The organism is Enterobacter cloacae complex sp. P47BA (assembly GCF_014930485.1).
GTDB lineage: Bacteria > Pseudomonadota > Gammaproteobacteria > Enterobacterales > Enterobacteriaceae > Enterobacter > Enterobacter bugandensis.
Window position 1 is genome coordinate 545,914 of the sequence record NZ_JADBRF010000001.1, and the last position, 22,526, is coordinate 568,439.

Genomic DNA, 22,526 nt, shown 5'->3' on the forward strand with positions numbered 1-22,526 from the left:
TATGTTGTAACTAATGAGAGTGTTTATGGCGAACTACGATCTCATCGAACGGCTTAACGGCACGTTTCGGGAAATAGAACACGAACTCCTGACCCTGACAGAGCGTTTGCAGGCCTGTCGCCTGCTGGCCGCGCGCGTCTTTACCCTGCCGGAAGTGGCTAAGGGAGCCGAGCACGATCCGCTGGACACCATCGAGGTCGAACAGCACATCGGCAGCGCGGCCCTTGAGCTGGCGCTAAAACACTATCGTCGCCTGTTTATTCAGCAGCAGTCAGAAAACCGCAGCAGCAAGGCCGCCGTACGCCTGCCGGGGGTCATCTGCCTGCAAACCGATGCGACAGCGCGCGAAGCGCTGGAAAGCCAGATTGCGCATATCAACACCCTGAAAGCGGCCTTTGAAAAGATCATCACCGAAGAGTCCGGCCTCGCGCCTGCCGCGCGGTTTGAGTGGGTGCACCGACAGCTTCCGGGGCTGATTACCCTGAATGCCTATCGGACGCTGACGGTACTGCGTCACCCCGCTACGCTGCGCTTCGGCTGGGCGAATAAGCACATCATTAAAAACTTCACCCGGGATGAGATTCTGGCCCAGCTGGAAAAAAGCCTGAAGACGCCGCGCACCGTCGCGCCGTGGTCGCGGGAGCAGTGGATTGAGCGCCTGGAGCAGGAGTACCACAGCATCGCCTCGCTGCCGGCGGATGCGCGCCTGAAGATAAAGCGCCCGGTGAAGGTGCAGCCTATCGCTCGCGTCTGGTATTCCGGTCAGCAAAAGCAGGTACAGTATGCCTGCCCGACGCCGCTGATTGCGCTTTACGATGCCGATCAGGGCGCGGTAGTACCCGATATCGGGGAACTGCTGAATTACGATGCTGACAATGTTCAGCACCGTTACAGACCTCAGGCGCAGCCGCTACAGCTGATTATTCCTCGGCTGCACCTGTACGTGGCGGGATGATTATTTCAGGCTACCGACCATCGCTTCCGGGCGAACCCAGGCGTCAAACTCCGCCTCCGTGAGATAGCCCAGCGCCAGGGCGGAGGCTTTCAGCGTCAGCCCCTCTTTATGCGCTTTTTTGGCGATCTCGGCGGCCTTGTCGTAGCCAATATGGGTATTGAGCGCGGTGACCAGCATCAGAGATTCATTGAGCAGCTGGCTGATGCGTTCACGATTGGGCTCAATCCCCACCGCGCAATGCTCGTTAAAGCTCTCCATCCCGTCCGCCAGCAGACGAACAGATTGCAGCACGTTGTGGATCACCATCGGGCGATAGACGTTCAGCTCGAAGTTGCCGGACGCACCGCCCATGTTGACGGCCACGTCGTTGCCCATAACCTGGCAGCAGAGCATGGTCATGGCTTCGCACTGGGTCGGGTTCACTTTACCCGGCATGATTGAGCTGCCCGGCTCGTTTTCCGGGATGCTGATTTCACCGATGCCGCAGCGCGGACCTGAGGCCAGCCAGCGCACGTCGTTAGCAATTTTCATCAGCGAGGCCGCCAGCCCCTTCAGCGCGCCGTGGGTATGGACCAGCGCATCGCAGGTCGCCAGCGCTTCGAACTTATTGGGCGCCGTGACGAACGGCTGTCCGGTGATGGCAGCAAGCTCCTCCGCCACGCGCACCGCGTATTCTGGATGGGTATTTAACCCGGTACCGACCGCCGTCCCACCGAGCGCCAGCTCCGCCAGGTGCGGCAGGCTGTTCTCGATATGCTTCAGATTGTGTTCCAGCATCGCCACCCAGCCGGAAATCTCCTGGCCGAGCGTCAAAGGCGTGGCGTCCTGCAGGTGCGTACGGCCAATCTTGACGATGTCGCGGAAGGCCTGCGCTTTCTCGTTAAGCGTGGATTTGAGCACGTTGAGCTGCGGGATAAGTTGCTCGCGAATGGCGATTACCGCCGCCACGTGCATCGCCGTCGGGAAAACGTCGTTAGAGCTCTGGCTTTTGTTGACGTCATCGTTCGGGTGGACCTTACGTTCCATGCCGCGCACGCCGCCCAGCAGCTCGCTCGCCCGGTTCGCCAGCACTTCGTTCATGTTCATGTTGCTCTGGGTACCGGAACCGGTCTGCCAGATAGCGAGGGGAAATTCGTCAGGATGCTTGCCCGCCAGCACTTCGTCTGCGGCGTTGATAATGGCGGTGGCTTTATCGGTGTCCAGCAGGCCCAAATCCTGGTTCACTTTCGCGGCGGCGCGTTTGGTCAGCGCCAGCGCCTGAATCAGCGAGACGGGCATTTTTTCGGTCGAAATACGGAAGTGCTCCAGCGAACGCTGGGTTTGCGCGCCCCATAGCTTGTTGGCCGGGACGTCGATGGCGCCCATCGAGTCTTTCTCATGGCGTACCGTGGTCATTACTTTCTCCTTGATAACAAAAGAGGGATTGCTCACATGCTTAAGGGATAAGTATTGATGACTTCTGAGAAACGGTATGGCGCTTTGTGCGCTCTTTTTGATGTCGGGTGGCGGCGGCGCCACCCGTTTTTTTCAATTTACTTCACGCACGCCGAACACTGGGACGACTGGATCTGCTTGAAGAAGTCGTTGCCTTTGTCATCCACCAGGATAAACGCCGGGAAGTCTTCCACTTCGATTTTCCAGATCGCTTCCATACCCAGCTCCGGGTATTCCACGCACTCCAGGCTCTTGATGCTGCCCTGCGCCAGAACCGCCGCCGGGCCGCCGATGCTGCCGAGGTAGAAGCCGCCGTGCTTGTGGCAGGCGTCCGTCACCTGCTGGCTGCGGTTGCCTTTAGCGAGCATGATCATGCTGCCGCCGTTGGCCTGCAGCTGATCAACGTACGAGTCCATACGCCCTGCCGTGGTTGGGCCTAACGAGCCGGAGGCATAGCCTTCAGGCGTTTTCGCCGGGCCCGCGTAGTAGATCGGGTGATCTTTAATGTACTGCGGCAGCCCTTCGCCGTTGTCCAGACGCTCTTTCAGCTTCGCGTGCGCAATGTCGCGGCCCACGATGATCGTGCCGTTCAGCGACAGGCGGGTCGAGACCGGATACTGAGACAGCTGCGCCAGAATCTCTTTCATCGGACGGTTCAGGTCAACGCGAACCGCTTCCCCCTCACCCGCTTTGCGCAGCGCTTCCGGAATATATTTACCCGGGTTGTTTTCCAGTTTTTCGATCCACACGCCTTCGCGGTTGATCTTGGCCTTGATGTTGCGATCCGCAGAGCAGGAGACGCCCATCCCGACCGGACAGGATGCACCGTGACGCGGAAGACGGATCACGCGCACGTCGTGGGCGAAGTACTTACCGCCAAACTGCGCCCCGAGCCCCAGATTACGCGCCTCTTCCAGCAGCTCCTGCTCAAGCTGCACGTCGCGGAACGCCTGACCGTGCTCGTTACCTTCAGTAGGCAGGCCGTCGTAGTATTTGGTCGAGGCCAGCTTGACGGTCTTCAGCGTGCTTTCAGCTGAGGTTCCGCCAATCACGAAGGCGATATGGTACGGCGGGCACGCCGCGGTGCCGAGGGTACGCATCTTCTCAACCAGGTAATTTTTCAGCTTGCCCGGAGTGAGCAGCGCTTTGGTTTCCTGGTAGAGATAGGTTTTGTTGGCTGAACCGCCGCCTTTGGCGATGCAGAGGAATTTGTACTCGTCACCGTCAACGCTGTAGAGGTCAATCTGTGCAGGCAGGTTAGTGCCGGTGTTGACCTCTTTGTACATATCCAGCGCCGCGTTTTGCGAGTAGCGCAGGTTGTCTTCGGTGTAGGTGTTGTAGACGCCGTGAGCCAGCGCCGCTTCGTCACCGCCGCCGGTCCAGACGCGCTGGCCTTTTTTACCGACGATGATCGCCGTGCCGGTGTCCTGGCAGGTGGGCAGAATGCCTTTCGCCGCGATATCGGAGTTACGCAGGAACTGCAGGGCAACGTACTTGTCGTTTTCGCTGGCTTCCGGGTCGCTCAGAATATCGGCAACCTGCTGCTGATGCGCGGGGCGGAGCATAAAGGAGGCATCGTGGAAAGCGTGCTGCGCCAGCAGCGTCAGCGCCTGCGGATCCACCTTGAGGATCTCTTGTCCTTCAAACTCAGAGACGGAGACGTGATCGCGGGTTAACAGGTAATACTCGGTTTGATCCTTACTGAGGGGGAAAGGATCCTGATAATGGAAGGGTTTATTCGACATTGTTCTCTCACTTACTGCTTCGGTCTGTTTATTCAGGGCAGATGTTCCGCTGCCCGGCTTAAAAGCGAGTCAGCTTATCCTACACAATTTTTTAACAAAAACTGAGACTAGTACGACTTTTTACATCCACAGGTTACTTCCACGTGGTTTATTGCTTTAATACCCGGAGTTAATTCCACATTTGAATCAGGGCTTGATAATGCAAAAACTCATTAACTCAGTGCAAAACTACGCCTGGGGAAGTAAAACTGCGTTAACGGATCTCTACGGTATCGCGAACCCGAACAACCTGCCGATGGCGGAACTGTGGATGGGGGCGCACCCGAAGAGCAGCTCAAAAATTGAAGACGCCAGCGGCCAGATACGCAGCCTGCGTGACGTGATTGATGCCGATAAAGCCGCACTGCTGGGCGACAAGGTGGCTCAGCGCTTTGGCGAACTGCCGTTCCTGTTTAAGGTGCTGTGCGCCGACCAGCCGCTCTCCATCCAGGTTCACCCGAACAAAAAAGCGTCTGAAATCGGCTTTGCCAAAGAGAACGCGGCGGGCATCCCGCTGGACGCCGCCGAGCGTAACTACAAAGATCCTAACCACAAGCCGGAGCTGGTTTTTGCGCTGACGCCGTTCCTGGCGATGAACGCGTTCCGCGAGTTTTCAGAGATTATCTCCCTGCTGCAGCCGGTCGCGGGTGCCAACAAGGCTATTGCCCACTTCCTTGAAAACCCAAACGCGGACGCGCTCAGCCAGCTGTTTGCCAGCCTGCTGAATATGCAGGGTGAAGAGAAATCTCACGCGCTGGCGGTGCTGAAAGCGGCCCTGAACAGCCAGCAAGGGGAACCGTGGGAGACCATCCGCCTGATTTCCGAGTTTTACCCTGACGACAGCGGCCTGTTCTCCCCTCTGCTGCTGAACGTGGTGAAGCTGAACCCGGGCGAAGCGATGTTCCTGTTCGCGGAAACCCCGCACGCCTACCTGCAGGGCGTAGCGCTGGAGGTGATGGCCAACTCTGACAACGTGCTGCGCGCGGGCCTGACGCCGAAATATATCGACATCCCTGAGCTGGTTGCCAACGTGAAGTTTGTGGCGAAGCCTGCCGCGGAGCTGCTGACTCAGCCGGTGAAAAACGGCGCAGAGCTGGACTTCCCGATTCCGGTTGAGGATTTTGCGTTCTCCCTGCACGACCTCAATCAGACGGAAACGACAATCGCACAGGAGAGCGCGGCGATCCTGTTCTGCGTCGAGGGCGAAGCAACGCTGCGCAAAGGCGAGCAACGTCTGGTTCTCCAGCCTGGCGAGTCAGCATTCGTTGCAGCCAATGAGTCCCCGGTCAGCGTGAGCGGCACCGGTCGCCTGGCGCGCGTTTTTAATAAGCTTTAAGCACTTACTGAATTTTTTAACAACTCTTGCTAAGCTAGTTGAAGGCTTAATATCTCCGGGCGGTTTTTACCGCCTGGTTTCATTTTAGGGATAGTCGCAATGAAAAAATCGGTCGTAGCGGTTGGAGTGATTGTAGCGTTAGGCGTGGTCTGGACGGGTGCCTCCTGGTTTACCGGGAAACAGCTGGAAGGCCGTCTGGCTGAGATGGTGGCGCAGGCTAACGGAGAAATTAAGCGCAGCGCGCCGGAGGCGGGTCTGGAGCTGAGCTACCAGAACTATCAGCGCGGCGTGTTCACCAGCCGCATGCAGCTGGTGGTGAAGCCGGTGGCCGGTGCGGCAAACGGCTGGCTGAAGCCGGGACAGAGCGTGGTGCTGGATGAAGTGGTAAGCCACGGTCCGCTGCCGCTGGCGCAGCTAAAGTCGTTTAACCTGATCCCGTCCATGGCGTCCGTTCATACCGTACTGGTGAATAACGACGTCACCAAACCGCTGTTTGACCTGGCGAAGAATGAATCACCTTTCGACATTAACACCCGTATTAGCTACTCCGGTGATACCAGTTCTGATATCGCGCTGAAACCGCTGAACTACGAGAAAGAGAACGAAAAAGTCGCCTTCAGCGGTGGCCATTTCAAACTTGATGCGGATCGGGACGGCAACGTCTTCTCCATGACGGGTGAAGCGGAAAGCGGCCTGGTCAACGCCGTGAACGAATATAACCAAAAAGTTCAGCTCACCTTCAACAACCTGAAAGCCGACGGCAACAGCCGTATGACCGACTTTAAAGAGCGTATCGGCGATCAGAAGCTCTCCGTGGATAAAATTGCTATCGCAATTGAAGGAAAAGAGATGGCAGTGCTGGAAGGCATGGACGTTAACGGTCAATCCGACGTATCCAAAGACGGTAAGAGCATCAATACCCAGCTGGATTACACGCTGAAGAGCCTGAAAGTGCAGAATCAGGATCTGGGCACCGGCAAGCTGTCGCTGAAGATCGGCAATATCGACGGCCAGGCATGGCACGAATTTAGCCAGAAATACAGCAAAGAGAGCCAGGCGCTGCTGACCGACGCCGCGCTGCAGCAGAACCCGGAAGTGTACCAGCAGCAGGCGATGGCGGTACTGTTCAATAACCTGCCAATCCTGCTGAAAGGCCAGCCGGTGGTCACCGTTGCGCCGCTGAGCTGGAAAAACAGCAAAGGCGAAACCAGCTTTAACCTGTCGCTGTTCCTGAAAGATCCTGCAGCCGCCACGGGTGAACCGCAGACGCTGGCGCAGGAAGTGGATCGCAGCGTGAAGTCGCTCGACAGCAAGCTGACCATCCCGATGGATATGGCGACCGAGTTTATGACCCAGATTGCGAAGCTGGAAGGCTACGGCGATGAAGATGCCGGCAAGCTGGCGAACCAGCAGGTGAAAGGTCTGGCGGCGATGGGTCAGATGTTCCGCATCACCAAAGTGGAAGACAACACCATTTCCACCAGCCTGCAATATGCCAACGGCCAGGTAACGCTGAACGGCGACAAAATGCCGCTGGAAGAGTTTGTTGGCATGTTTGGTATGCCGACGCTGGGAATGCCGGAACCGGCTGAACCCGCAGCGCCAGCCGTACCGGCGGCACCGCAGCAGTAAACGTCAAAACCCCTCGCAAGAGGGGTTTTTTATTGCCCTTATCCTTTCCATCCCTGCAGGAAATCCAGCAGCAAGGCGTTAACTTTCTCAGGCTGTTCCTCCTGAGGAAGATGGCCGCACTCGTCGATACCCTGCGCCCGCAGGTTATCCGCCATTTCAGCCCAGACGCTTTGCATATCGAAGAGCTTGCCGACCGCGTGAAAATCATTGCCCCACAGCGACATTACCGGACAGGCGATTTTCACGTCAGCGTCGGCAAGATCCTGCGCCACGTCTTCCGCGTTGGCGCGATAGTCAGCCATCGCGCCTCGCACGGCTCCGGGCGCCTGATACGCGCGAACATAGGTGTCAAACGCCTCGCCGCTGATGGTTGACGGATCGTAGGTCCAGTCCGAGAAAAAGTGGCGCAGCCAGATATTTTCACGTCCTGCAATCAGCGCTTCCGGCAGATCGGGCACCAGATGGAACAGGAAGAACCAGTATGCGCGGGCGATGGACGCATTCAAATCGCGCGCCACGATACGCGTTGGCACGTTATCCATGACCACCAGACGATCCACCAGCTCAGGGTAATCTTTTGCGAACCGCGTCGCGACGCGCGCCCCGCGATCGTGCCCCACCAGCACCACCTTCTGTAACCCCAGCGCACGCATTAGCTCCCGGATATCCCGGGCCATGTTCCGTTTATCATAGCCAGAAGCCGGTTTATCCGTTTCGCCATATCCTCGCAAATCCGGCGCGATGACGCGGTAGTGCCGGGACAATACAGGTATCTGGTAGCGCCAGGCATAGTTTGTTTCAGGAAAACCGTGCAGAAGAATAACCGGCGCGCCTTCACCCTCTTCAGCCACAAACTGGCGAATGCCGTTTGCCGTTACGGTGTAACTTTTCATATTCATAACCTCACTTTATTTCAGCAGAGGCACGTTGGCCGCACGTTGATAAGGACCGTAATTTACAGGGTTCCAGCTATAGCCCTGCTGCCAGGCGGTGATATGCCCAATACCGGGGAAAGGCAGATGCGCAGCGGCCATCCACTCGCCGTCTTTCGCCAGGGCGTTAAATTCCTGCGCCCGGGACGAGATGGCTTTTTTCGAATCGACATCAAAGCGAATAGACACTTCAGGATGCGGGAACTGGACGGCTGGCGCATGAATCAGATCCCCAATGAAGTTAATAGCCGTCCCCTGCGACGCAAAGCGATAAACGGTACTGCCGGGCGTATGGCCAACGGCATAGGCCGTCTGGACTTCCGGGATCGGCGAAGCTGGCGGAACGAAGGTTTTAAGATGTCCGGAGGCTTTATAATCAGACAGTGCTTTTCGGGCGATAGCAAAATACTCTTTCGCATTAGCCGGCGCGCTCGCTTCTTTTGCAGGATCAAGCCAGTAGTCGGCCTCCCCCTGCGGTACGTAGACGGTGGCATTGGGGAACAACGCTTTACCGTCTGCATCGCTCAGGCCACACACGTGGTCAAGATGCAGGTGAGTCAGGAAAATGGTATCAACCTGCTCGGGACGATAGCCTGATGCTTTCATATTGTTAACCAGCTGGCCGGCCGTTTCCGGCACGCAGTGCCCCGCTCCGCTGTCAATCATGACCAGATGTTTACCGGTATTAACCAGGAAAGCGTTAAAGGCGGTCGGCATGCGGTCGGCATCGATTTTATGCTGAGCCAGCAGTTTACGAACCTTGTCGTCTGAAAGACCGTGGAGTAATGACGGCGAAAGGTCGTTATAGCCGTCGAACAGCGCCGTGACCTCATATTCCCCTACCGCCAGACGATAATAGCCTGGGACCTGCTGCTTCACCTGTGCAGGTGCGTCAGCCCAGGCGGCACTTACCAATAACAGGCTGCTGAATGCCAGAACCGTTTTCAACTTTTTCATCTTCACTCCAGATTGATATTTTTCAGGTTGTGAAGAGACTATGGCAGCGTAACGATAAATACTGTAGATATGTCCTTTGATAAGTCAGCATAACGAAAAACGAAACAATGAAACTGGAAGACGTAGAAGTGTTTGTCGAAGCCATTAAGGCGGGTAGCCTGGCGGGCGCCGCGCGTCGGCTCTCAATGAGCGCCATGGCGGCGTCACGCTCTCTTAACAATCTTGAGGCTGAGCTGGGGGTCAGGCTGGTGCATCGCACCACGCGATCCCTTTCACCCACCAGCGATGGTGACGTTTTTTTGCCGCATGCGCAGGCGTTGCTGGAAGATAAAAATAACGCGCTGGCCGATCTGTTTCCTGATGGTACGCACCTGTCCGGACGCCTTCGCATTACCGCCTCAGCGGCGTTTGGACGCAAGATCGTTGCACCGATGTTGGCGCTGTTTATGCAGCAACATCCTGCCCTGCAGGTCGACCTGCTGGCAACCGATGAGCAAATTGATATTGTCGGGAAAGGCATAGACGTGGCGTTACGCATTGCACCGCTGCGCGATAACCGGTTAGTCGCACACCGCATCTGTGATAACCCCCGCGAGCTTTGCGCCAGCGCGGAGTATCTCGCCGCGTACGGTTCACCGAAATTGCTTAACGATCTGGCTGGACATAGCTGCCTGGCCACATCAGATACGACACACTGGTCGTTTGAGAAGGGTGAACAGCGCTACAAACAAAAGGTGTCAGGCCGATTCTCGGCTAACTCTATTGAGGCGATTTTCGAGGCTTGTCTGGGGGGACTCGGCATCGCAAATTTATCTCGCTGGTACGTAGAGCCTGCCATTGCTGAGGGTAAACTCGTGCGGATCGTCCTGGAAGATGCTCAGCCGGAATCGCTGGCCATTTGGGCGGTTTACCCGACCTCCCGGCTGATCCCGGCAAAAGTACGAAAATTTGTAGAAGCCCTGGAGACACATCTGACGCTCAACCCGCTTACGCAGCAGAGCTGAATTATTTCACCGTCACCAGCCGCGCCGCCACAATCTGGTGCCCGGACTGGACGTCCGTGTTGTCGATGCGCTGCATAATTCTGTCTGCCAGCGTGTAGCCCATCTCCCGCGCAGGGGTGGTAGCCCAGACGATGGGGAGATCGTCCAGCGCGTTTTCACCAACGTCGGCAAACGCCCCTAACGCCACCTGATGGCCGAAGAAGGTTTCCACCCCGCCCTCGCCGCTCTGACGCCCGGCGCGGATCAGGCCAAACCAGGCCCCCATGGCAATCACATCGTTGTAGCAAATCACGGCGCTGATCGTCGGATTGCTTCGCAGCAGCGCGCCTATCGCTTCCGCCGCTTTCTTCTGGCTAGATTCACACTCCACGACCCATTCGCTGTGGAACGGTAGGCCGTATTTAATCAGCGTCGCGCAGTAACCGCCGACCCGCTCGGCGCGCGTCAGGGAGGAGCTTTTCCCTCCCAGCCAGGCAATGCGCTGATGCCCGCGGCGAATAAGATGTTCGGTCAACATTTGCGCGGCCTGCATGTTATCCGGGCGCAGCGTATCGGCCTCGTCCAGATAGCTGGCGCGCGAGGCGAACACCAGCGGCACGCCTTTTTCGGCGGCACGCTCGCACAGTTCGCTACCCACGCCCGACGCTCCGGCGACGATCACTCCGTCAACCCCCTGGGTCAGCAGCATATCGAGACGGGAGAGAAGCTGCCCGGCCTCGCGCCCGCCGTGCAGCAGAAAGACCATCCGCCCCTGCGCTTCCAGCGCTTCGGTTAACCCGGCGGTCAGCTCCGCATAGAAAGGTGACGTCAGGTCGCGGACAATCAGGCCAATCACCCCGCTTTGCCCGCCGCGCAGCGCCGACGCCTGACGGTTACGCACAAAGCCCAGCTGTTCAACCGCCTCGTTCACCCTCTGGCCGGTTGCGGGCGAGATGCGCCCTTTACCACTGAGCACGAGAGAAACGGTGCTGACGGAAACCCCCGCCGCCAGCGCGACATCGTTGATGGTGACTTTTTTCGCTACAGCCATGTGTCAGCGTGACTCCCTGAAATGAGATCGGTAAAACGTTTTATCAATACGTTATCTTTATACTACCAGTCAAAGCCTGAGAATGTGATTTAGCGCGCACTAAACTTTGATAAAACGTTTTATCTTCTCGCAGCATTGAAGCAGGCAAACTGATTTTAACAATAAAGGAGTCGTTTTATGACGGCGAAAACAGCACAAAAAATATCGCTGTGGGAGTTTTTCCAGCAACTGGGTAAAACCTTTATGCTGCCCGTGGCGCTCCTCTCGTTCTGCGGGATCATGCTCGGGATCGGCAGCTCGCTGAGCAGTAAAGACGTCATCACGCTGATCCCGTTCCTCGGTACTCCCGTGCTGCAGGCGATCTTTATCTGGATGAGTAAGGTCGGCTCCTTCGCGTTTAGCTTCCTGCCCGTGATGTTCTGCATCGCCATCCCGCTGGGCCTGGCCCGCGAGAATAAAGGCGTCGCGGCCTTTGCCGGGTTTGTGGGTTACGCCGTGATGAACCTGGCGGTTAACTTCTGGCTGACCGCGAAAGGCATTCTGCCGACGACCGATGCTGCCGTGCTGAAGGCCAACAACATTCAGAGCGTGATTGGCATCCAGTCTATTGATACCGGGATCCTCGGAGCGGTGATCGCCGGGGTCATTATCTGGATGCTGCACGAGCGCTTCCACAATATCCGCCTGCCGGATGCCCTGGCCTTCTTCGGCGGTACCCGCTTCGTGCCGATTGTCACCCTGGTAGTTATGGGTCTGTTCGGCCTGATCATTCCGCTGATCTGGCCGGTCTTTGCGATGGGCATCAACGGCATTGGCCGCATCATCAACGGCGCGGGAGATTTTGGTCCGATGATCTTCGGCACCGGCGAGCGTCTGCTGCTGCCGTTCGGCCTGCAGCATATCCTGGTGGCCCTGATTCGCTTCACCGAAGCGGGCGGTACCATGGAGGTGTGCGGTCACGACGTGAGCGGTGCGCTGACCATCTTCCAGGCGCAGCTGAGCTGTCCGACTACCCACGGCTTCTCTGAAAGCGCCACCCGCTTCCTGTCTCAGGGTAAAATGCCGGCCTTCCTCGGCGGCCTGCCGGGTGCCGCGCTGGCGATGTACCACTGCGCGCGCCCGGAAAACCGACATAAAATTAAAGGGCTGCTGATCTCCGGCGTGATTGCCTGCGTCGTGGGCGGCACCACCGAGCCTATCGAATTCCTGTTCCTGTTTGTTGCGCCGGTGCTGTATCTCATCCACGCGGTGCTGACCGGTCTGGGCTTCACCGTGATGGCGGTGCTGGGCGTTACCATCGGCAACACTGACGGCAACGTGATCGACTTCGTGGTGTTCGGGATCCTGCACGGCCTGTCGACTAAGTGGTATCTGGTCCCTGTCGTGGCGGCAATCTGGTTTGCGGTGTACTACGGGATCTTCCGCTTCGCCATCACCCGCTTTAACCTGAAAACGCCAGGACGCGATATTGATACGGCCCCCAGCGTTGAGCAGGCGGTTGCCGGTACCGTGGGCAAATCCGGCTATAACACCCCTGCCATTCTGGCGGCGCTGGGCGGTGCGGATAACATCACCTCGCTGGATAACTGCATTACCCGCCTGCGTTTGTCGGTGGCGGATATGTCAAAAGTGGATACCAACGCCCTCAAGGCCAACCGGGCCATCGGTGTGGTACAGTTAAACCAGCACAATTTGCAGGTGGTTATCGGCCCGCAGGTACAGTCAGTGAAAGATGAGCTGGCGACCCTGATGCGAACAGTAGAAGCCTGATGCCTCAGCCCCCTCACCATGAGGGGGTTTTACGTTAAGGATTAAAGCATGTTTGATTTCTCAACCGTCGTGGATCGACACGGCACCTGGTGTACGCAGTGGGACTATGTCGCCGACCGCTTTGGCGCGGCGGATCTGCTGCCCTTCACCATCTCGGATATGGATTTCGCCACCGCCCCCTGCATAATCGACGCGCTGCAACAGCGCATTCATCACGGCGTGTTTGGCTATAGCCGCTGGAAAAACGACGAGTTTCTCGCCGCCGTCGCACACTGGTTCCAGCAGCGCTTTAACATCCGAATTGATACCGAAAGCGTGGTTTATGGCCCCTCCGTCATCTACATGGTCTCGGAACTGATTCGCCTCTGGTCAAAACCCGGCGACGGCGTGGTGGTTCACACCCCGGCATACGATGCCTTTTACAAAGCCATAGAGGGTAACGGGCGTCGTGTTGTGGCGGTTGAAATGGAAAAACAGGCCGCTGGCTGGCAGGGCAATATGGCAGCCCTCGAAGCGGTGCTGGCGAAACCGGAAAACAAAATTTTGCTGCTGTGCAGCCCGCAGAATCCGACCGGCAAGGTCTGGACGCGGGATGAATTGACGCAGATGGCGGAACTCTGCGAGCGCTATGACGTGGCGGTTATCAGCGATGAAATCCATATGGACATGGTGTGGGGAGAACATCGTCACACGCCGTGGACCGCAGTGGCGCGGAGCAAATGGACGCTTCTGACCTCCGGTTCGAAAAGCTTTAACATTCCGGCGCTGACGGGGGCTTATGGCCTGATCGGCGATGAAGAGAGCCGTAACGGCTATCTCAGTGCGCTAAAAGGACGGGATGGGCTCTCTTCCCCTTCCGTGCTGGCGCTGACGGCCCATATCGCCGCCTATCAGCAGGGAGAGCCGTGGCTGGATGCCTTGCGTCGTTATCTGGAAGAGAATCTGTTGTATATCGCACAGGAATTAAACAGTGCTTTTCCGAAACTGAACTGGCAGCCGCCGGAAGCAACCTATCTGGCCTGGATTGACCTGCGCCCGCTGAACATTGACGACAGGGCACTGCAAAAAGTGCTGATCGCTCAGCAAAAGGTCGCCATTATGCCGGGATATACCTACGGGGAAGAGGGAAATGGCTTCGTGCGCTTAAATGCGGGCTGCCCGCGTAGCAAGCTGGAGCAAGGGGTTCAGCGCCTCATCGCCGGGATCAATACGCTCCTGTAATTTGTTTGCGCAACGGAATATTCCCTTGCGCAAATAGCTTTTTACCCCGTTTTGTTTTTATAATATGGCGCACTTTAACCCGAAAAGAGTGCGACCATGATTGATACACGCCTGCCCTTAACTGATATTCATCGTCACCTTGACGGTAACATTCGTGCCCAAACCATCCTCGATCTTGGCCGCCAGTTCAACTTAACGCTTCCCGCTCAGACGCTTGAGTCGTTGATCCCACACGTACAGGTTACCTCCAATGAACCAGACCTGGTCAGCTTCCTGAGCAAACTCGACTGGGGCGTGAAGATGCTGGCCTCGCTGGATGCCTGCCGCCGCGTGGCGTTTGAGAACATTGAAGACGCGGCCCGTAACGGCCTGCACTACGTCGAGCTGCGCTTCTCGCCGGGCTATATGGCGATGACCCACAGCCTGCCCGTTGCAGGCGTGGTGGAGGCCGTCATTGAAGGCGTCCGTGAAGGGTGTAAAACCTTCGACGTTCAGGCCCGCCTGATCGGCATTATGAGCCGCACGTTCGGCGAAGCCGCCTGCCTGCAGGAGCTGGAAGCGCTGCTGGCCCATCGCGATGCCATCACCGCCGTCGATCTCGCCGGTGACGAGCTGGGCTTCCCGGGCAGTCTGTTCCTCTCCCACTTCAACCGCGCGCGCGATGCCGGCTGGCACATTACGGTGCATGCAGGTGAAGCGGCTGGCCCGGAAAGCATCTGGCAGGCCATCCGTGAGCTGGGCGCCGAGCGTATCGGCCACGGCGTGAAGGCGGTAGAAGACCGCGCGCTGATGGATTTCCTGGCGGAGCAGCGCATCGGCATTGAGTCGTGCCTGACGTCCAACATTCAGACCAGCACCGTAGCAACGCTGGCGCAGCACCCGCTGAAAACGTTCCTTGAGCACGGCGTGCTGGCCTCGCTGAACACGGACGATCCGGCGGTTCAGGGCGTGGATATCATCCACGAGTACAACATTGCCGCCCCGCAGGCGGGCCTGAGCCGCGAGCAGATCCGTCAGGCGCAGATCAACGGGCTGGAGATCGCCTTCCTTACGCCTGCAGAGAAGCAGGCGCTGCGGGATAAGGTGGCAACCGCGTAAACCCTTTGCCGGGTGGCTTCTACGCCTTACCCGGCATACAAAAGCATTTAAAACTTATGCCAGACAGAGCGTGGCGCGATGTTTGGCAGATTCAATCCCCAGCTCAATCAGCTCCATAATCTGAATCGCCTGGCTGGCCGGAACCGGGTTCTCCCCCGTTCCATTAAGCGCATCGCGGATGGCAGCATAATAAGCCGGATAGTTACCCGGGATCGTTAACAAGGTTTCCTCAACCAGCTCCTCACCTTCCGTCCGTGTCACGACGCCATCGCGCATATCATAGCCCCAGTCTTCCTGCGGCAGACGTTCACCGTTTTTGAGGCGATCTTCCTGCGGATCGAGGCCAAACTTCACGTAGCTCCCGCGCGTGCCGTGGATGATATAGCGGGCAGATTCCGCGGCCGCGACCATCGTGCCGTGCAGCACAATCCGCCGCTGCGGGTAACTCAACACCGCGTGGAAGTAATCGGTTGTCTGCGCCCCGGGCCTGAGCTGGGCCAGATCGACTGTCATGCTCACCGGCAGCCCAAACAGATTCACGGCCTGGTCCAGCAGATGCGGGGCTAAATCGTACCAGATGCCGCTGCCCGGACCGGCCTGCTCGCGCCAGCGGTTTCTCACCTGCGGACGGAAGCGGTCAAAATGCGATTCAAAAAAAACGATCTCTCCTAGCGTGCCTTCCCCAAGAAGCGTTTTAACCGTCAGGAAGTCGCTGTCCCACCTGCGGTTATGGAAAACGGACAGCACTCTGCCCAGGCTTTTTGCCAGCGCCTCCAGCTCACGCGCCTGTGACAACGTCACGGTGAAGGGTTTGTCAACAACGACGTGCTTCCCGGCTTCCAGCGCGGCTTTCGCCAGCGGGAAGTGCGTGTCGTTCGGGGTGGGAATAACAATTAAATCGATATTCGGATCGTTGAAAAGGTGTTTAGGCTCGGAGACAACCGGCACTGCGGGCCAGTCAGCGTGGACTTTGGCGGCGTCGCTGCTGGATACCGCCGCCAGCGCCATTCCCGGCGTTCCGGCTATCAGAGGCGCATGAAACGTTTTGCTCGCGTACCCGTAGCCTATAAGCCCGACGCGGATGTTATCACTCATCGTGTTGTCCTCCTTTTGCGTTTCTTATTTCATACTGGCCTTTCTGGCATTGCCCTCATTAATAATGAGCCATGGCGCTTAAAATAGCAGGCTGTACCGGCTATTTTTGTTACATAGTATTAACCTTCTGATTTTGTTTAAGGGAATCGTTCCCAAAGCGCTTGCCGTCAGAGAAACAGCGCTGTAACATTTGCGACCTGTATTTATGGATAAATTACAACAGTGAATCATGGCATCAATTATTAATCGAATCATTGAATTAGCGGGATGGATTGTTCTTGGGGTTTCGGTCATTTTGCTCGGCGTAGCCAGCCATATTGATAACTACCAGCCGCCGGAGCCTGCTGCCGTCACCCATCCTAAGTAACCGGTTGCTGCTTTAAAGAGTGACATAATGTGTCAGTTTCGTATTGCCAGCCCTGGTGAACGCGGTTAACCTTCTCTTCCAGGCATCACCTTCGGTGCCTGAATTTCAGCAAAGAAAACTCCTAATTTCGTCGCGTTATCTGAGTGGGCTGTTTACGTCTGTATTAATCCGTTTATTATTCGACCGAATTACCTTAACTGGTATTACTCACTTTTATATGGAAAATTATTAATATGACAGTTCAGGACTATTTATTAAAATTTCGCAAGATCAATTCGCTTGAGAGCCTGGAAAAACTGTTTGACCATCTGAACTACACCCTGTCGGATAATCAGGACATTATCAATATGTATCGCGCCGCTGACCATCGCCGTGCGGAGCTGGTCTCCGGCGGACGCTTGTTCAACGTCGGCGAGGTGCCGAAGTCCGTATGGCGTTACGTTTTATAAGAAAGTAGCCATCCGCGCGAAATGTTATATACTCTCCGCCCTGCAAACTGGCTGTACAACATTTCGCGCAGATAATGGGAGAGTTCATGACCGCAACGCCTGGAGAACGCATCGGAGGCTGGTTAATCGCCCCACTGGCATGGCTGCTGGTTGCCTTATTAAGCGCATCGCTTGCGCTGCTGCTTTATACCACCGCATTGATTACCCCTCACGCTATTCAGACCCTGATGTCGCAAAGCGTGCTGAATATAGCGATGTGGTTTGTGTCGTTCGTTTTCGCGATTGGGATGTGGTACTACACCCTGTGGCTGACTATCGCCTTCTTTAAGCGCCGCAAGAGTGTGCCTAAGCACTACATTATCTGGCTGCTCATTTCGGTTCTGCTGGCGGTGAAGGCATTTGCTTTTTCGCCCGTATCAGACGCGCTTGCTGTCCGCCAGCTGCTTTTCCCGTTACTGGCTGCGGCGCTGCTGGTGCCCTATTTCAAACGTTCATCGCGTGTGAAAAACACCTTCGTGAACCCGTAATAACCTTACAGATAACCTGTTGTCGCCTGCCCCGGTTTGTCCGATAATAGGCGGCTTTTTTATTTCAGGCTAAATAATGACCGATTACTTACTGCTCTTTGTCGGCACCGTGCTCGTTAACAACTTCGTTCTGGTGAAGTTCCTTGGTCTGTGCCCGTTTATGGGCGTGTCCAAAAAGCTGGAAACGGCGATGGGCATGGGGCTTGCGACGACCTTCGTCATGACGCTGGCGTCTATCTGCGCGTGGTTGATTGACACCTGGATCCTCATTCCGCTGGGGTTAATCTATCTCCGCACGCTGGCGTTTATTCTGGTCATTGCGGTGGTGGTGCAATTTACCGAAATGGTGGTGCGTAAAACCAGCCCGGCGCTCTATCGCCTGCTGGGTATCTTCCTGCCGCTGATCACCACCAACTGCGCGGTGCTTGGCGTGGCGCTGCTGAACATCAACCTTGGCCATAACTTCATGCAGTCGGCGCTGTACGGTTTCTCCGCCGCTGTCGGTTTCTCATTCGTTATGGTGCTGTTCGCGTCGATTCGCGAACGTCTGGCAGCAGCGGATATCCCTGCGCCATTTCGCGGTAATGCCATTGCGCTGGTGACCGCGGGTTTAATGTCTCTGGCCTTTATGGGCTTTAGTGGTCTGGTGAAGTTGTAATGAGTGCTATCTGGATTGCCATCGCCTCTATCAGCGTCCTGGGGTTGGTGTTTGGCCTTATCCTGGGCTACGCCTCCCGCCGTTTCGCGGTAGAGGACGATCCTGTTGTTGAAAAAATTGATGAGCTTTTGCCGCAAAGTCAGTGTGGACAGTGCGGCTACCCGGGCTGCCGCCCTTACGCTGAAGCGGTAGGCATTCAGGGTGAAAAAATTAACCGCTGTGCGCCCGGCGGCGAAGCGGTGATGCTGAAAATTGCCGCCCTGCTTAACGTCGATCCGCAGCCCGTTGATGGCGATGCGGAAGTCCAGGAGCCGGTCCGTGCCCTCGCGGTGATCGACGAAGCAAACTGCATCGGCTGCACCAAATGTATTCAGGCCTGTCCGGTCGACGCCATTGTTGGCGCAACGCGCGCCATGCACACCGTTGTGGCGGATCTCTGCACCGGCTGTAACCTCTGCGTGGCCCCCTGCCCGACGCAATGTATAGAGCTGCGCCCGGTTGAAACGACTACCGAAAGCTGGAAGTGGGATCTTCAAACCATTCCGGTTCGCAATATTCCTGTGGAACAACATGCTTAAGTTATTTTCTGCTTTCAGAAAAGAGAAGATCTGGGACTTTGACGGCGGTATCCATCCGCCAGAGATGAAAACCCAGTCCAACGGCACGCCGCTGCGTCAAATTCCGCTGGCGACGCGTTACGTCATGCCGCTCAAGCAGCATATTGGCGCTGAGGGCGAGCTGTGCGTGAAAGAAGGCGATACGGTGCTGCGCGGTCAGCCGCTGACCTTCGGACGCGGACGTATGCTGCCGGTACACGCCCCTACTTCCGGGAAAGTGGTGGCTATTGCCCCTCATACGGTGGCGCATCCGTCCGCGCTGTCAGAACTGAGCGTGATTATTGAAGCCGACGGCGAAGATCGCTGGATTGACCGTGACGGCTGGAGCGACTACCGCAGCCAGAGCCGCGAAGCGCTCATCGAGCGTATTCATCAGTTCGGCGTCGCCGGGCTTGGCGGCGCGGGCTTCCCGACCGGCGTCAAGCTGCGCGGCGGTGGCGATAAGATTCAGACGCTGATTATCAACGCCGCCGAATGCGAGCCGTACATCACCGCCGACGATCGTCTGATGCAGGATTGCGCCGCCCAGGTGGTGGAAGGCATCCGCATCCTTGCGCACATTCTGCAGCCGCGGGAAGTGCTGATCGGTATCGAAGACAATAAACCGCAGGCTATTTCAATGCTGCGCGCCGTGCTGGCCGGTAGCCATGATATCGCCCTGCGCGTTATTCCGACCAAGTACCCCTCTGGCGGCGCAAAGCAGTTGACGCAAATCCTCACCGGCAAGCAGGTCCCGCACGGCGGACGCTCATCGGATATCGGCGTGCTGATGCAAAACGTCGGCACCGCTTACGCCGTCAAGCGTGCGGTGATTGACGGCGAGCCGTTGACCGAGCGCGTGGTAACGCTGACCGGAGAGTCTGTCTCTCGTCCGGGTAACGTCTGGGCGCGCCTCGGCACGCCGGTGCGCCATCTGCTGGAACAGGCTGAATTTTGCCCGGCCAGCGACCAGATGGTGATCATGGGCGGTCCGCTGATGGGCTTTACCCTGCCGTGGCTCGACGTTCCGGTAGTGAAAATCACCAACTGCCTGCTCGCCCCTTCCCCAACCGAAATGGGGGAGGAGCAGGAAGAGAAAGGCTGCATCCGCTGCAGCGCCTGTGCCGATGCCTGCCCGGCGGATCTCCTCCCGCAGCAGCTGTACTGGTACAGCAAAGGCCAGCTGCACGACAAGGCGAAAGCCCATAACCTGGCCGACTGCATCGAATGCGGCGCCTGCGCCTGGGTCTGCCCAAGCAACATTCCGCTGGTGCAGTACTTCCGCCAGGAGAAGGCCGAGATTTATGCCATCTCCATGGAAGAAAAACGCGCCGCGGAAGCCAAGGCACGTTTCGAAGCGCGTCAGGCGCGTCTCGAACGTGAGAAGATGGCTCGTCAGGAGCGACATAAGCAGGCCGCCGTTCAGCCTGCCGGGAAAGATCAGGATGCAATCAACGCCGCACTGGCGCGCGTTCGCGAGAAAAAAGCCAGTGCCGCCCAGACGCTGGTGATCCAGGCCGGTGAAAAACCGGATAACAGCGAAGCGATTGCCGCCCGCGAAGCGCGTAAAGCTGCGGCCCGCGCCCGTCAGGCGGAAAAAGCGCAAGCGGCGCAGCCGGAAGCTGAAATCGATCCACGCAAAGCCGCCGTCGAAGCGGCGATTGCCCGTGCCAAAGCGCGCAAGGCCGGGGAGCAGCCTGTGGTGGTTGAACAGGAACCGGTCGATCCGCGTAAAGCTGCCGTTGAAGCGGCGATTGCCCGCGCCAAAGCGCGCAAAGCAGCGCAGCAGGCGCCAGCCGCAGAACCTGAAGCACCGGTCGACCCACGTAAAGCCGCCGTTGAAGCGGCGATTGCCCGCGCCAAAGCGCGCAAAGCAGCACAGCAGGAAGAGCAGCCGCAGGCCGCCAACGATGACCCGCGCAAGGCCGCCGTCGCCGCCGCCATTGCGCGCGTTCAGGCAAAGAAAGCCGCACAGCAAGCCGTAAACGAGGATTAAATGGTTTTCAGAATCGCAAGTTCCCCTTACACCCACAATCAGCGCCAGACCTCGCGCATCATGATGCTGGTCTGCCTGGCGGCGCTGCCGGGCATTGCCGTTCAGTGCTGGTTTTTCGGCTGGGGAACCCTGTTCCAGATAGCTCTTGGATGCGCCAGCGCCGTCGCGGCGGAAGCCCTCGTGCTGAAGCTGCGCAAGATGGCGGTTTCCCGCATCCTGGCCGACAACTCCGCGCTGCTGACCGGCCTGCTGCTGGCCATCAGCATTCCCCCGCTTGCCCCGTGGTGGATGGTGGTGCTCGGCACCGTGTTTGCCGTGATTATTGCCAAACAGCTCTATGGCGGCCTCGGTCATAACCCGTTTAACCCGGCGATGATTGGCTACGTAGTGCTGCTGATCTCCTTCCCGGTACAGATGACCAGCTGGCTGCCACCGCACGAGATTGCAGCCACGGTGCCCGGCTTTATGGATGCTCTGCAGGTGATCTTTACCGGCCATACGGCGCTGGGTGCTGATATGAACGCGCTGCGTATGGGCGTGGACGGTATCAGCCAGGCGACGCCGCTCGATACGTTTAAAACGTCCCTGCACGCCGGGCACAGCGTTGAGCAAATCATGAAGTCCGCCATCTACAGCGGCGTGCTGGCGGGCGCGGGCTGGCAGTGGGTCAACCTGGCGTATCTGCTGGGCGGCCTGTTCCTGTTGCAGCAGAAGGCCATCCGCTGGCATATTCCGGTCAGCTTCCTGGTAACGCTGGCGGTCTGCGCCACGCTGGGCTGGGTATTCTCTCCTGAATCCCTGGCCAGCCCGCAGATGCACCTGCTCTCCGGCGCGACCATGCTGGGTGCCTTCTTTATCCTGACGGATCCGGTGACGGCCTCAACGACTAACCGCGGACGCCTGATCTTCGGCGCGCTGGCTGGCCTGCTGGTTTGGCTCATCCGCAGCTTCGGCGGCTACCCGGACGGCGTGGCCTTTGCCGTCCTGCTCGCCAACATTACCGTTCCGCTCATCGACTATTACACGCGTCCGCGCGTGTACGGCCATCGCTAAGGGTTTCGCCATGTTAAAAACGATGCAAAAACACGGCGTCACGCTGGCTGTCTTCGCCGCGGTCCTGACGGGGCTGACGGCACTGGTTAATGCGTTGACCAAAACGACCATCGAAGAACAGGCCTCGAAGCAGCAAAAGGCGCTGTTCGATCAGGTGATCCCGTCCGATTTCTACGATAATGACCTGCAAAAAAGCTGCTTTGTGGTAGACGCGCCGCAGCTTGGGAAAGGCCCGCACCGCCTCTTTATCGCCCGCAAAGGGGATAAACCGGTCGGCGCGGTGATGGAAGCAACCGCGCCTGACGGCTATTCCGGCGCCATTCAGCTGCTCGTGGGCAGCGATTTCTCCGGTACCATCCTGGGCACCCGCGTGACGGAACATCATGAAACGCCGGGTCTTGGCGACAAAATTGAAACCCGTCTGAGCGACTGGATTTTGCACTTTGCCGGTAAAGTGATCCATGGTGAAGATGACACCGCGTTTGCGGTGAAGAAAGACGGCGGCGAGTTTGACCAGTTCACCGGGGCGACCATCACCCCGCGGGCGGTGGTAAACGCCGTAAAACGAGCCGGGCTGTACGCTGAAACGCTGCCCGCGCAGATCAACAATCTTCCGGCCTGTGAGGAGTAAT

At 57.6% G+C, this 22,526-nt stretch carries 21 protein-coding genes; 15 read left to right on the forward strand and 6 right to left on the reverse strand.

Annotated features, from left to right (window positions below; genetic code table 11):
- Positions 1–25 precede the first annotated feature (25 nt).
- Positions 26–955, forward strand: a complete 930-nt coding sequence (gene tus / locus IM299_RS02535) for a DNA replication terminus site-binding protein (protein WP_193356994.1) — start codon at positions 26–28, stop codon at positions 953–955.
- On the opposite strand, the gene fumC is transcribed toward tus, so the two are convergent.
- Positions 956–2,350, reverse strand: coding sequence for a class II fumarate hydratase (gene fumC, locus IM299_RS02540; protein ID WP_193356995.1), 1,395 nt, complete (start codon positions 2,348–2,350; stop codon positions 956–958). It abuts the gene before it with no gap.
- Positions 2,351–2,487: 137 nt separating this feature from the next.
- Positions 2,488–4,134, reverse strand: coding sequence for a class I fumarate hydratase FumA (fumA, locus tag IM299_RS02545; protein WP_028012930.1), 1,647 nt, complete (start codon positions 4,132–4,134; stop codon positions 2,488–2,490).
- Between the two features lie 199 nt (positions 4,135–4,333).
- Here fumA and manA point away from each other — a divergent pair, with 199 nt between their 5' ends.
- Positions 4,334–5,509 carry a mannose-6-phosphate isomerase gene (manA, locus tag IM299_RS02550; RefSeq protein WP_126817434.1) on the forward strand — a complete coding sequence of 392 codons (1,176 nt, stop codon included), beginning with the start codon at positions 4,334–4,336 and terminating at the stop codon, positions 5,507–5,509.
- A gap of 99 nt (positions 5,510–5,608) precedes the next feature.
- Positions 5,609–7,141: a YdgA family protein gene (locus IM299_RS02555; protein ID WP_047365362.1), complete on the forward strand. Its 1,533-nt coding sequence runs from the start codon at positions 5,609–5,611 to the stop codon at positions 7,139–7,141.
- 38 nt (positions 7,142–7,179) lie between these two features.
- On the opposite strand, the gene IM299_RS02560 is transcribed toward IM299_RS02555, so the two are convergent.
- Together IM299_RS02560 and IM299_RS02565 are read right to left on the reverse strand one after the other, a co-directional pair.
- Positions 7,180–8,034, reverse strand: coding sequence for an alpha/beta fold hydrolase (locus IM299_RS02560; protein WP_041910308.1), 855 nt, complete (start codon positions 8,032–8,034; stop codon positions 7,180–7,182).
- A 15-nt stretch (positions 8,035–8,049) separates the two neighbouring features.
- Positions 8,050–9,030 (reverse strand): MBL fold metallo-hydrolase, encoded by a 981-nt coding sequence (locus tag IM299_RS02565; RefSeq protein ID WP_100170400.1) that lies wholly within the window; start codon positions 9,028–9,030, stop codon positions 8,050–8,052.
- A gap of 107 nt (positions 9,031–9,137) precedes the next feature.
- On the opposite strand from IM299_RS02565, the gene IM299_RS02570 reads away from it, so the two are divergent.
- Positions 9,138–10,034 carry a LysR family transcriptional regulator gene (locus IM299_RS02570; RefSeq protein ID WP_041910312.1) on the forward strand — a complete coding sequence of 299 codons (897 nt, stop codon included), beginning with the start codon at positions 9,138–9,140 and terminating at the stop codon, positions 10,032–10,034.
- A 1-nt stretch (position 10,035) separates the two neighbouring features.
- Here IM299_RS02570 and IM299_RS02575 read toward each other — a convergent pair whose 3' ends face one another.
- A complete protein-coding gene (locus IM299_RS02575) occupies positions 10,036–11,064 on the reverse strand; it encodes a Mal regulon transcriptional regulator MalI (protein ID WP_028012924.1) in 1,029 nt (342 codons plus the stop codon).
- Between the two features lie 177 nt (positions 11,065–11,241).
- Between IM299_RS02575 and malX the strand changes: the two genes are divergently transcribed.
- From malX to add, 3 genes are all read left to right on the forward strand, one after another.
- A complete protein-coding gene (malX, locus tag IM299_RS02580; protein ID WP_193356996.1) occupies positions 11,242–12,834 on the forward strand; it encodes a maltose/glucose-specific PTS transporter subunit IIBC in 1,593 nt (530 codons plus the stop codon).
- 48 nt (positions 12,835–12,882) lie between these two features.
- On the forward strand, positions 12,883–14,055 hold the full coding sequence (locus tag IM299_RS02585) for a MalY/PatB family protein (RefSeq protein WP_193356998.1): 1,173 nt from the start codon (positions 12,883–12,885) through the stop codon (positions 14,053–14,055).
- Positions 14,056–14,151: 96 nt separating this feature from the next.
- Complete coding sequence (gene add, locus IM299_RS02590; RefSeq protein WP_028012921.1) at positions 14,152–15,153, forward strand: adenosine deaminase; 1,002 nt, start codon at positions 14,152–14,154, stop codon at positions 15,151–15,153.
- Positions 15,154–15,207: 54 nt separating this feature from the next.
- Here add and IM299_RS02595 read toward each other — a convergent pair whose 3' ends face one another.
- Positions 15,208–16,248, reverse strand: coding sequence for an oxidoreductase (locus tag IM299_RS02595; protein ID WP_048956290.1), 1,041 nt, complete (start codon positions 16,246–16,248; stop codon positions 15,208–15,210).
- Positions 16,249–16,489: 241 nt separating this feature from the next.
- On the opposite strand from IM299_RS02595, the gene blr reads away from it, so the two are divergent.
- From blr to rsxG, 8 genes are all read left to right on the forward strand, one after another.
- Positions 16,490–16,615 (forward strand): division septum protein Blr, encoded by a 126-nt coding sequence (gene blr / locus IM299_RS02600; RefSeq protein WP_168733269.1) that lies wholly within the window; start codon positions 16,490–16,492, stop codon positions 16,613–16,615.
- Between the two features lie 233 nt (positions 16,616–16,848).
- Positions 16,849–17,064 carry a transcription modulator YdgT gene (gene ydgT / locus IM299_RS02605; protein WP_013096896.1) on the forward strand — a complete coding sequence of 72 codons (216 nt, stop codon included), beginning with the start codon at positions 16,849–16,851 and terminating at the stop codon, positions 17,062–17,064.
- A gap of 86 nt (positions 17,065–17,150) precedes the next feature.
- Positions 17,151–17,591, forward strand: a complete 441-nt coding sequence (locus IM299_RS02610; RefSeq protein WP_193050151.1) for a DUF2569 domain-containing protein — start codon at positions 17,151–17,153, stop codon at positions 17,589–17,591.
- A gap of 76 nt (positions 17,592–17,667) precedes the next feature.
- Positions 17,668–18,249 (forward strand): electron transport complex subunit RsxA, encoded by a 582-nt coding sequence (rsxA, locus tag IM299_RS02615; RefSeq protein ID WP_028012919.1) that lies wholly within the window; start codon positions 17,668–17,670, stop codon positions 18,247–18,249.
- On the forward strand, positions 18,249–18,827 hold the full coding sequence (rsxB, locus tag IM299_RS02620; protein WP_032640037.1) for an electron transport complex subunit RsxB: 579 nt from the start codon (positions 18,249–18,251) through the stop codon (positions 18,825–18,827). The genes rsxA and rsxB overlap by 1 nt, the downstream gene beginning before the upstream one ends.
- Positions 18,820–20,841, forward strand: coding sequence for an electron transport complex subunit RsxC (gene rsxC, locus IM299_RS02625; protein WP_047368415.1), 2,022 nt, complete (start codon positions 18,820–18,822; stop codon positions 20,839–20,841). Before rsxB ends, rsxC begins: the two co-directional genes overlap by 8 nt.
- Entirely contained in the window at positions 20,842–21,894 is a 1,053-nt protein-coding gene (gene rsxD / locus IM299_RS02630; protein WP_028012916.1) for an electron transport complex subunit RsxD, read from the forward strand.
- A 10-nt stretch (positions 21,895–21,904) separates the two neighbouring features.
- Complete coding sequence (rsxG, locus tag IM299_RS02635; RefSeq protein WP_045261492.1) at positions 21,905–22,525, forward strand: electron transport complex subunit RsxG; 621 nt, start codon at positions 21,905–21,907, stop codon at positions 22,523–22,525.
- Position 22,526: the final 1 nt, after the last annotated feature.

What these genes read in the sequence shown, in the direction of transcription:
- tus (WP_193356994.1), top strand. Translation starts at nt 26, where the DNA reads ATGGCGAACTACGATCTCATCGAACGGCTTAACGGCACGTTTCGGGAA.
- fumC (WP_193356995.1), bottom strand. Translation starts at nt 2,350, where the DNA reads ATGACCACGGTACGCCATGAGAAAGACTCGATGGGCGCCATCGACGTC.
- fumA (WP_028012930.1), bottom strand. Translation starts at nt 4,134, where the DNA reads ATGTCGAATAAACCCTTCCATTATCAGGATCCTTTCCCCCTCAGTAAG.
- manA (WP_126817434.1), top strand. Translation starts at nt 4,334, where the DNA reads ATGCAAAAACTCATTAACTCAGTGCAAAACTACGCCTGGGGAAGTAAA.
- IM299_RS02555 (WP_047365362.1), top strand. Translation starts at nt 5,609, where the DNA reads ATGAAAAAATCGGTCGTAGCGGTTGGAGTGATTGTAGCGTTAGGCGTG.
- IM299_RS02560 (WP_041910308.1), bottom strand. Translation starts at nt 8,034, where the DNA reads ATGAAAAGTTACACCGTAACGGCAAACGGCATTCGCCAGTTTGTGGCT.
- IM299_RS02565 (WP_100170400.1), bottom strand. Translation starts at nt 9,030, where the DNA reads ATGAAAAAGTTGAAAACGGTTCTGGCATTCAGCAGCCTGTTATTGGTA.
- IM299_RS02570 (WP_041910312.1), top strand. Translation starts at nt 9,138, where the DNA reads ATGAAACTGGAAGACGTAGAAGTGTTTGTCGAAGCCATTAAGGCGGGT.
- IM299_RS02575 (WP_028012924.1), bottom strand. Translation starts at nt 11,064, where the DNA reads ATGGCTGTAGCGAAAAAAGTCACCATCAACGATGTCGCGCTGGCGGCG.
- malX (WP_193356996.1), top strand. Translation starts at nt 11,242, where the DNA reads ATGACGGCGAAAACAGCACAAAAAATATCGCTGTGGGAGTTTTTCCAG.
- IM299_RS02585 (WP_193356998.1), top strand. Translation starts at nt 12,883, where the DNA reads ATGTTTGATTTCTCAACCGTCGTGGATCGACACGGCACCTGGTGTACG.
- add (WP_028012921.1), top strand. Translation starts at nt 14,152, where the DNA reads ATGATTGATACACGCCTGCCCTTAACTGATATTCATCGTCACCTTGAC.
- IM299_RS02595 (WP_048956290.1), bottom strand. Translation starts at nt 16,248, where the DNA reads ATGAGTGATAACATCCGCGTCGGGCTTATAGGCTACGGGTACGCGAGC.
- ydgT (WP_013096896.1), top strand. Translation starts at nt 16,849, where the DNA reads ATGACAGTTCAGGACTATTTATTAAAATTTCGCAAGATCAATTCGCTT.
- IM299_RS02610 (WP_193050151.1), top strand. Translation starts at nt 17,151, where the DNA reads ATGACCGCAACGCCTGGAGAACGCATCGGAGGCTGGTTAATCGCCCCA.
- rsxA (WP_028012919.1), top strand. Translation starts at nt 17,668, where the DNA reads ATGACCGATTACTTACTGCTCTTTGTCGGCACCGTGCTCGTTAACAAC.
- rsxB (WP_032640037.1), top strand. Translation starts at nt 18,249, where the DNA reads ATGAGTGCTATCTGGATTGCCATCGCCTCTATCAGCGTCCTGGGGTTG.
- rsxC (WP_047368415.1), top strand. Translation starts at nt 18,820, where the DNA reads ATGCTTAAGTTATTTTCTGCTTTCAGAAAAGAGAAGATCTGGGACTTT.
- rsxD (WP_028012916.1), top strand. Translation starts at nt 20,842, where the DNA reads ATGGTTTTCAGAATCGCAAGTTCCCCTTACACCCACAATCAGCGCCAG.
- rsxG (WP_045261492.1), top strand. Translation starts at nt 21,905, where the DNA reads ATGTTAAAAACGATGCAAAAACACGGCGTCACGCTGGCTGTCTTCGCC.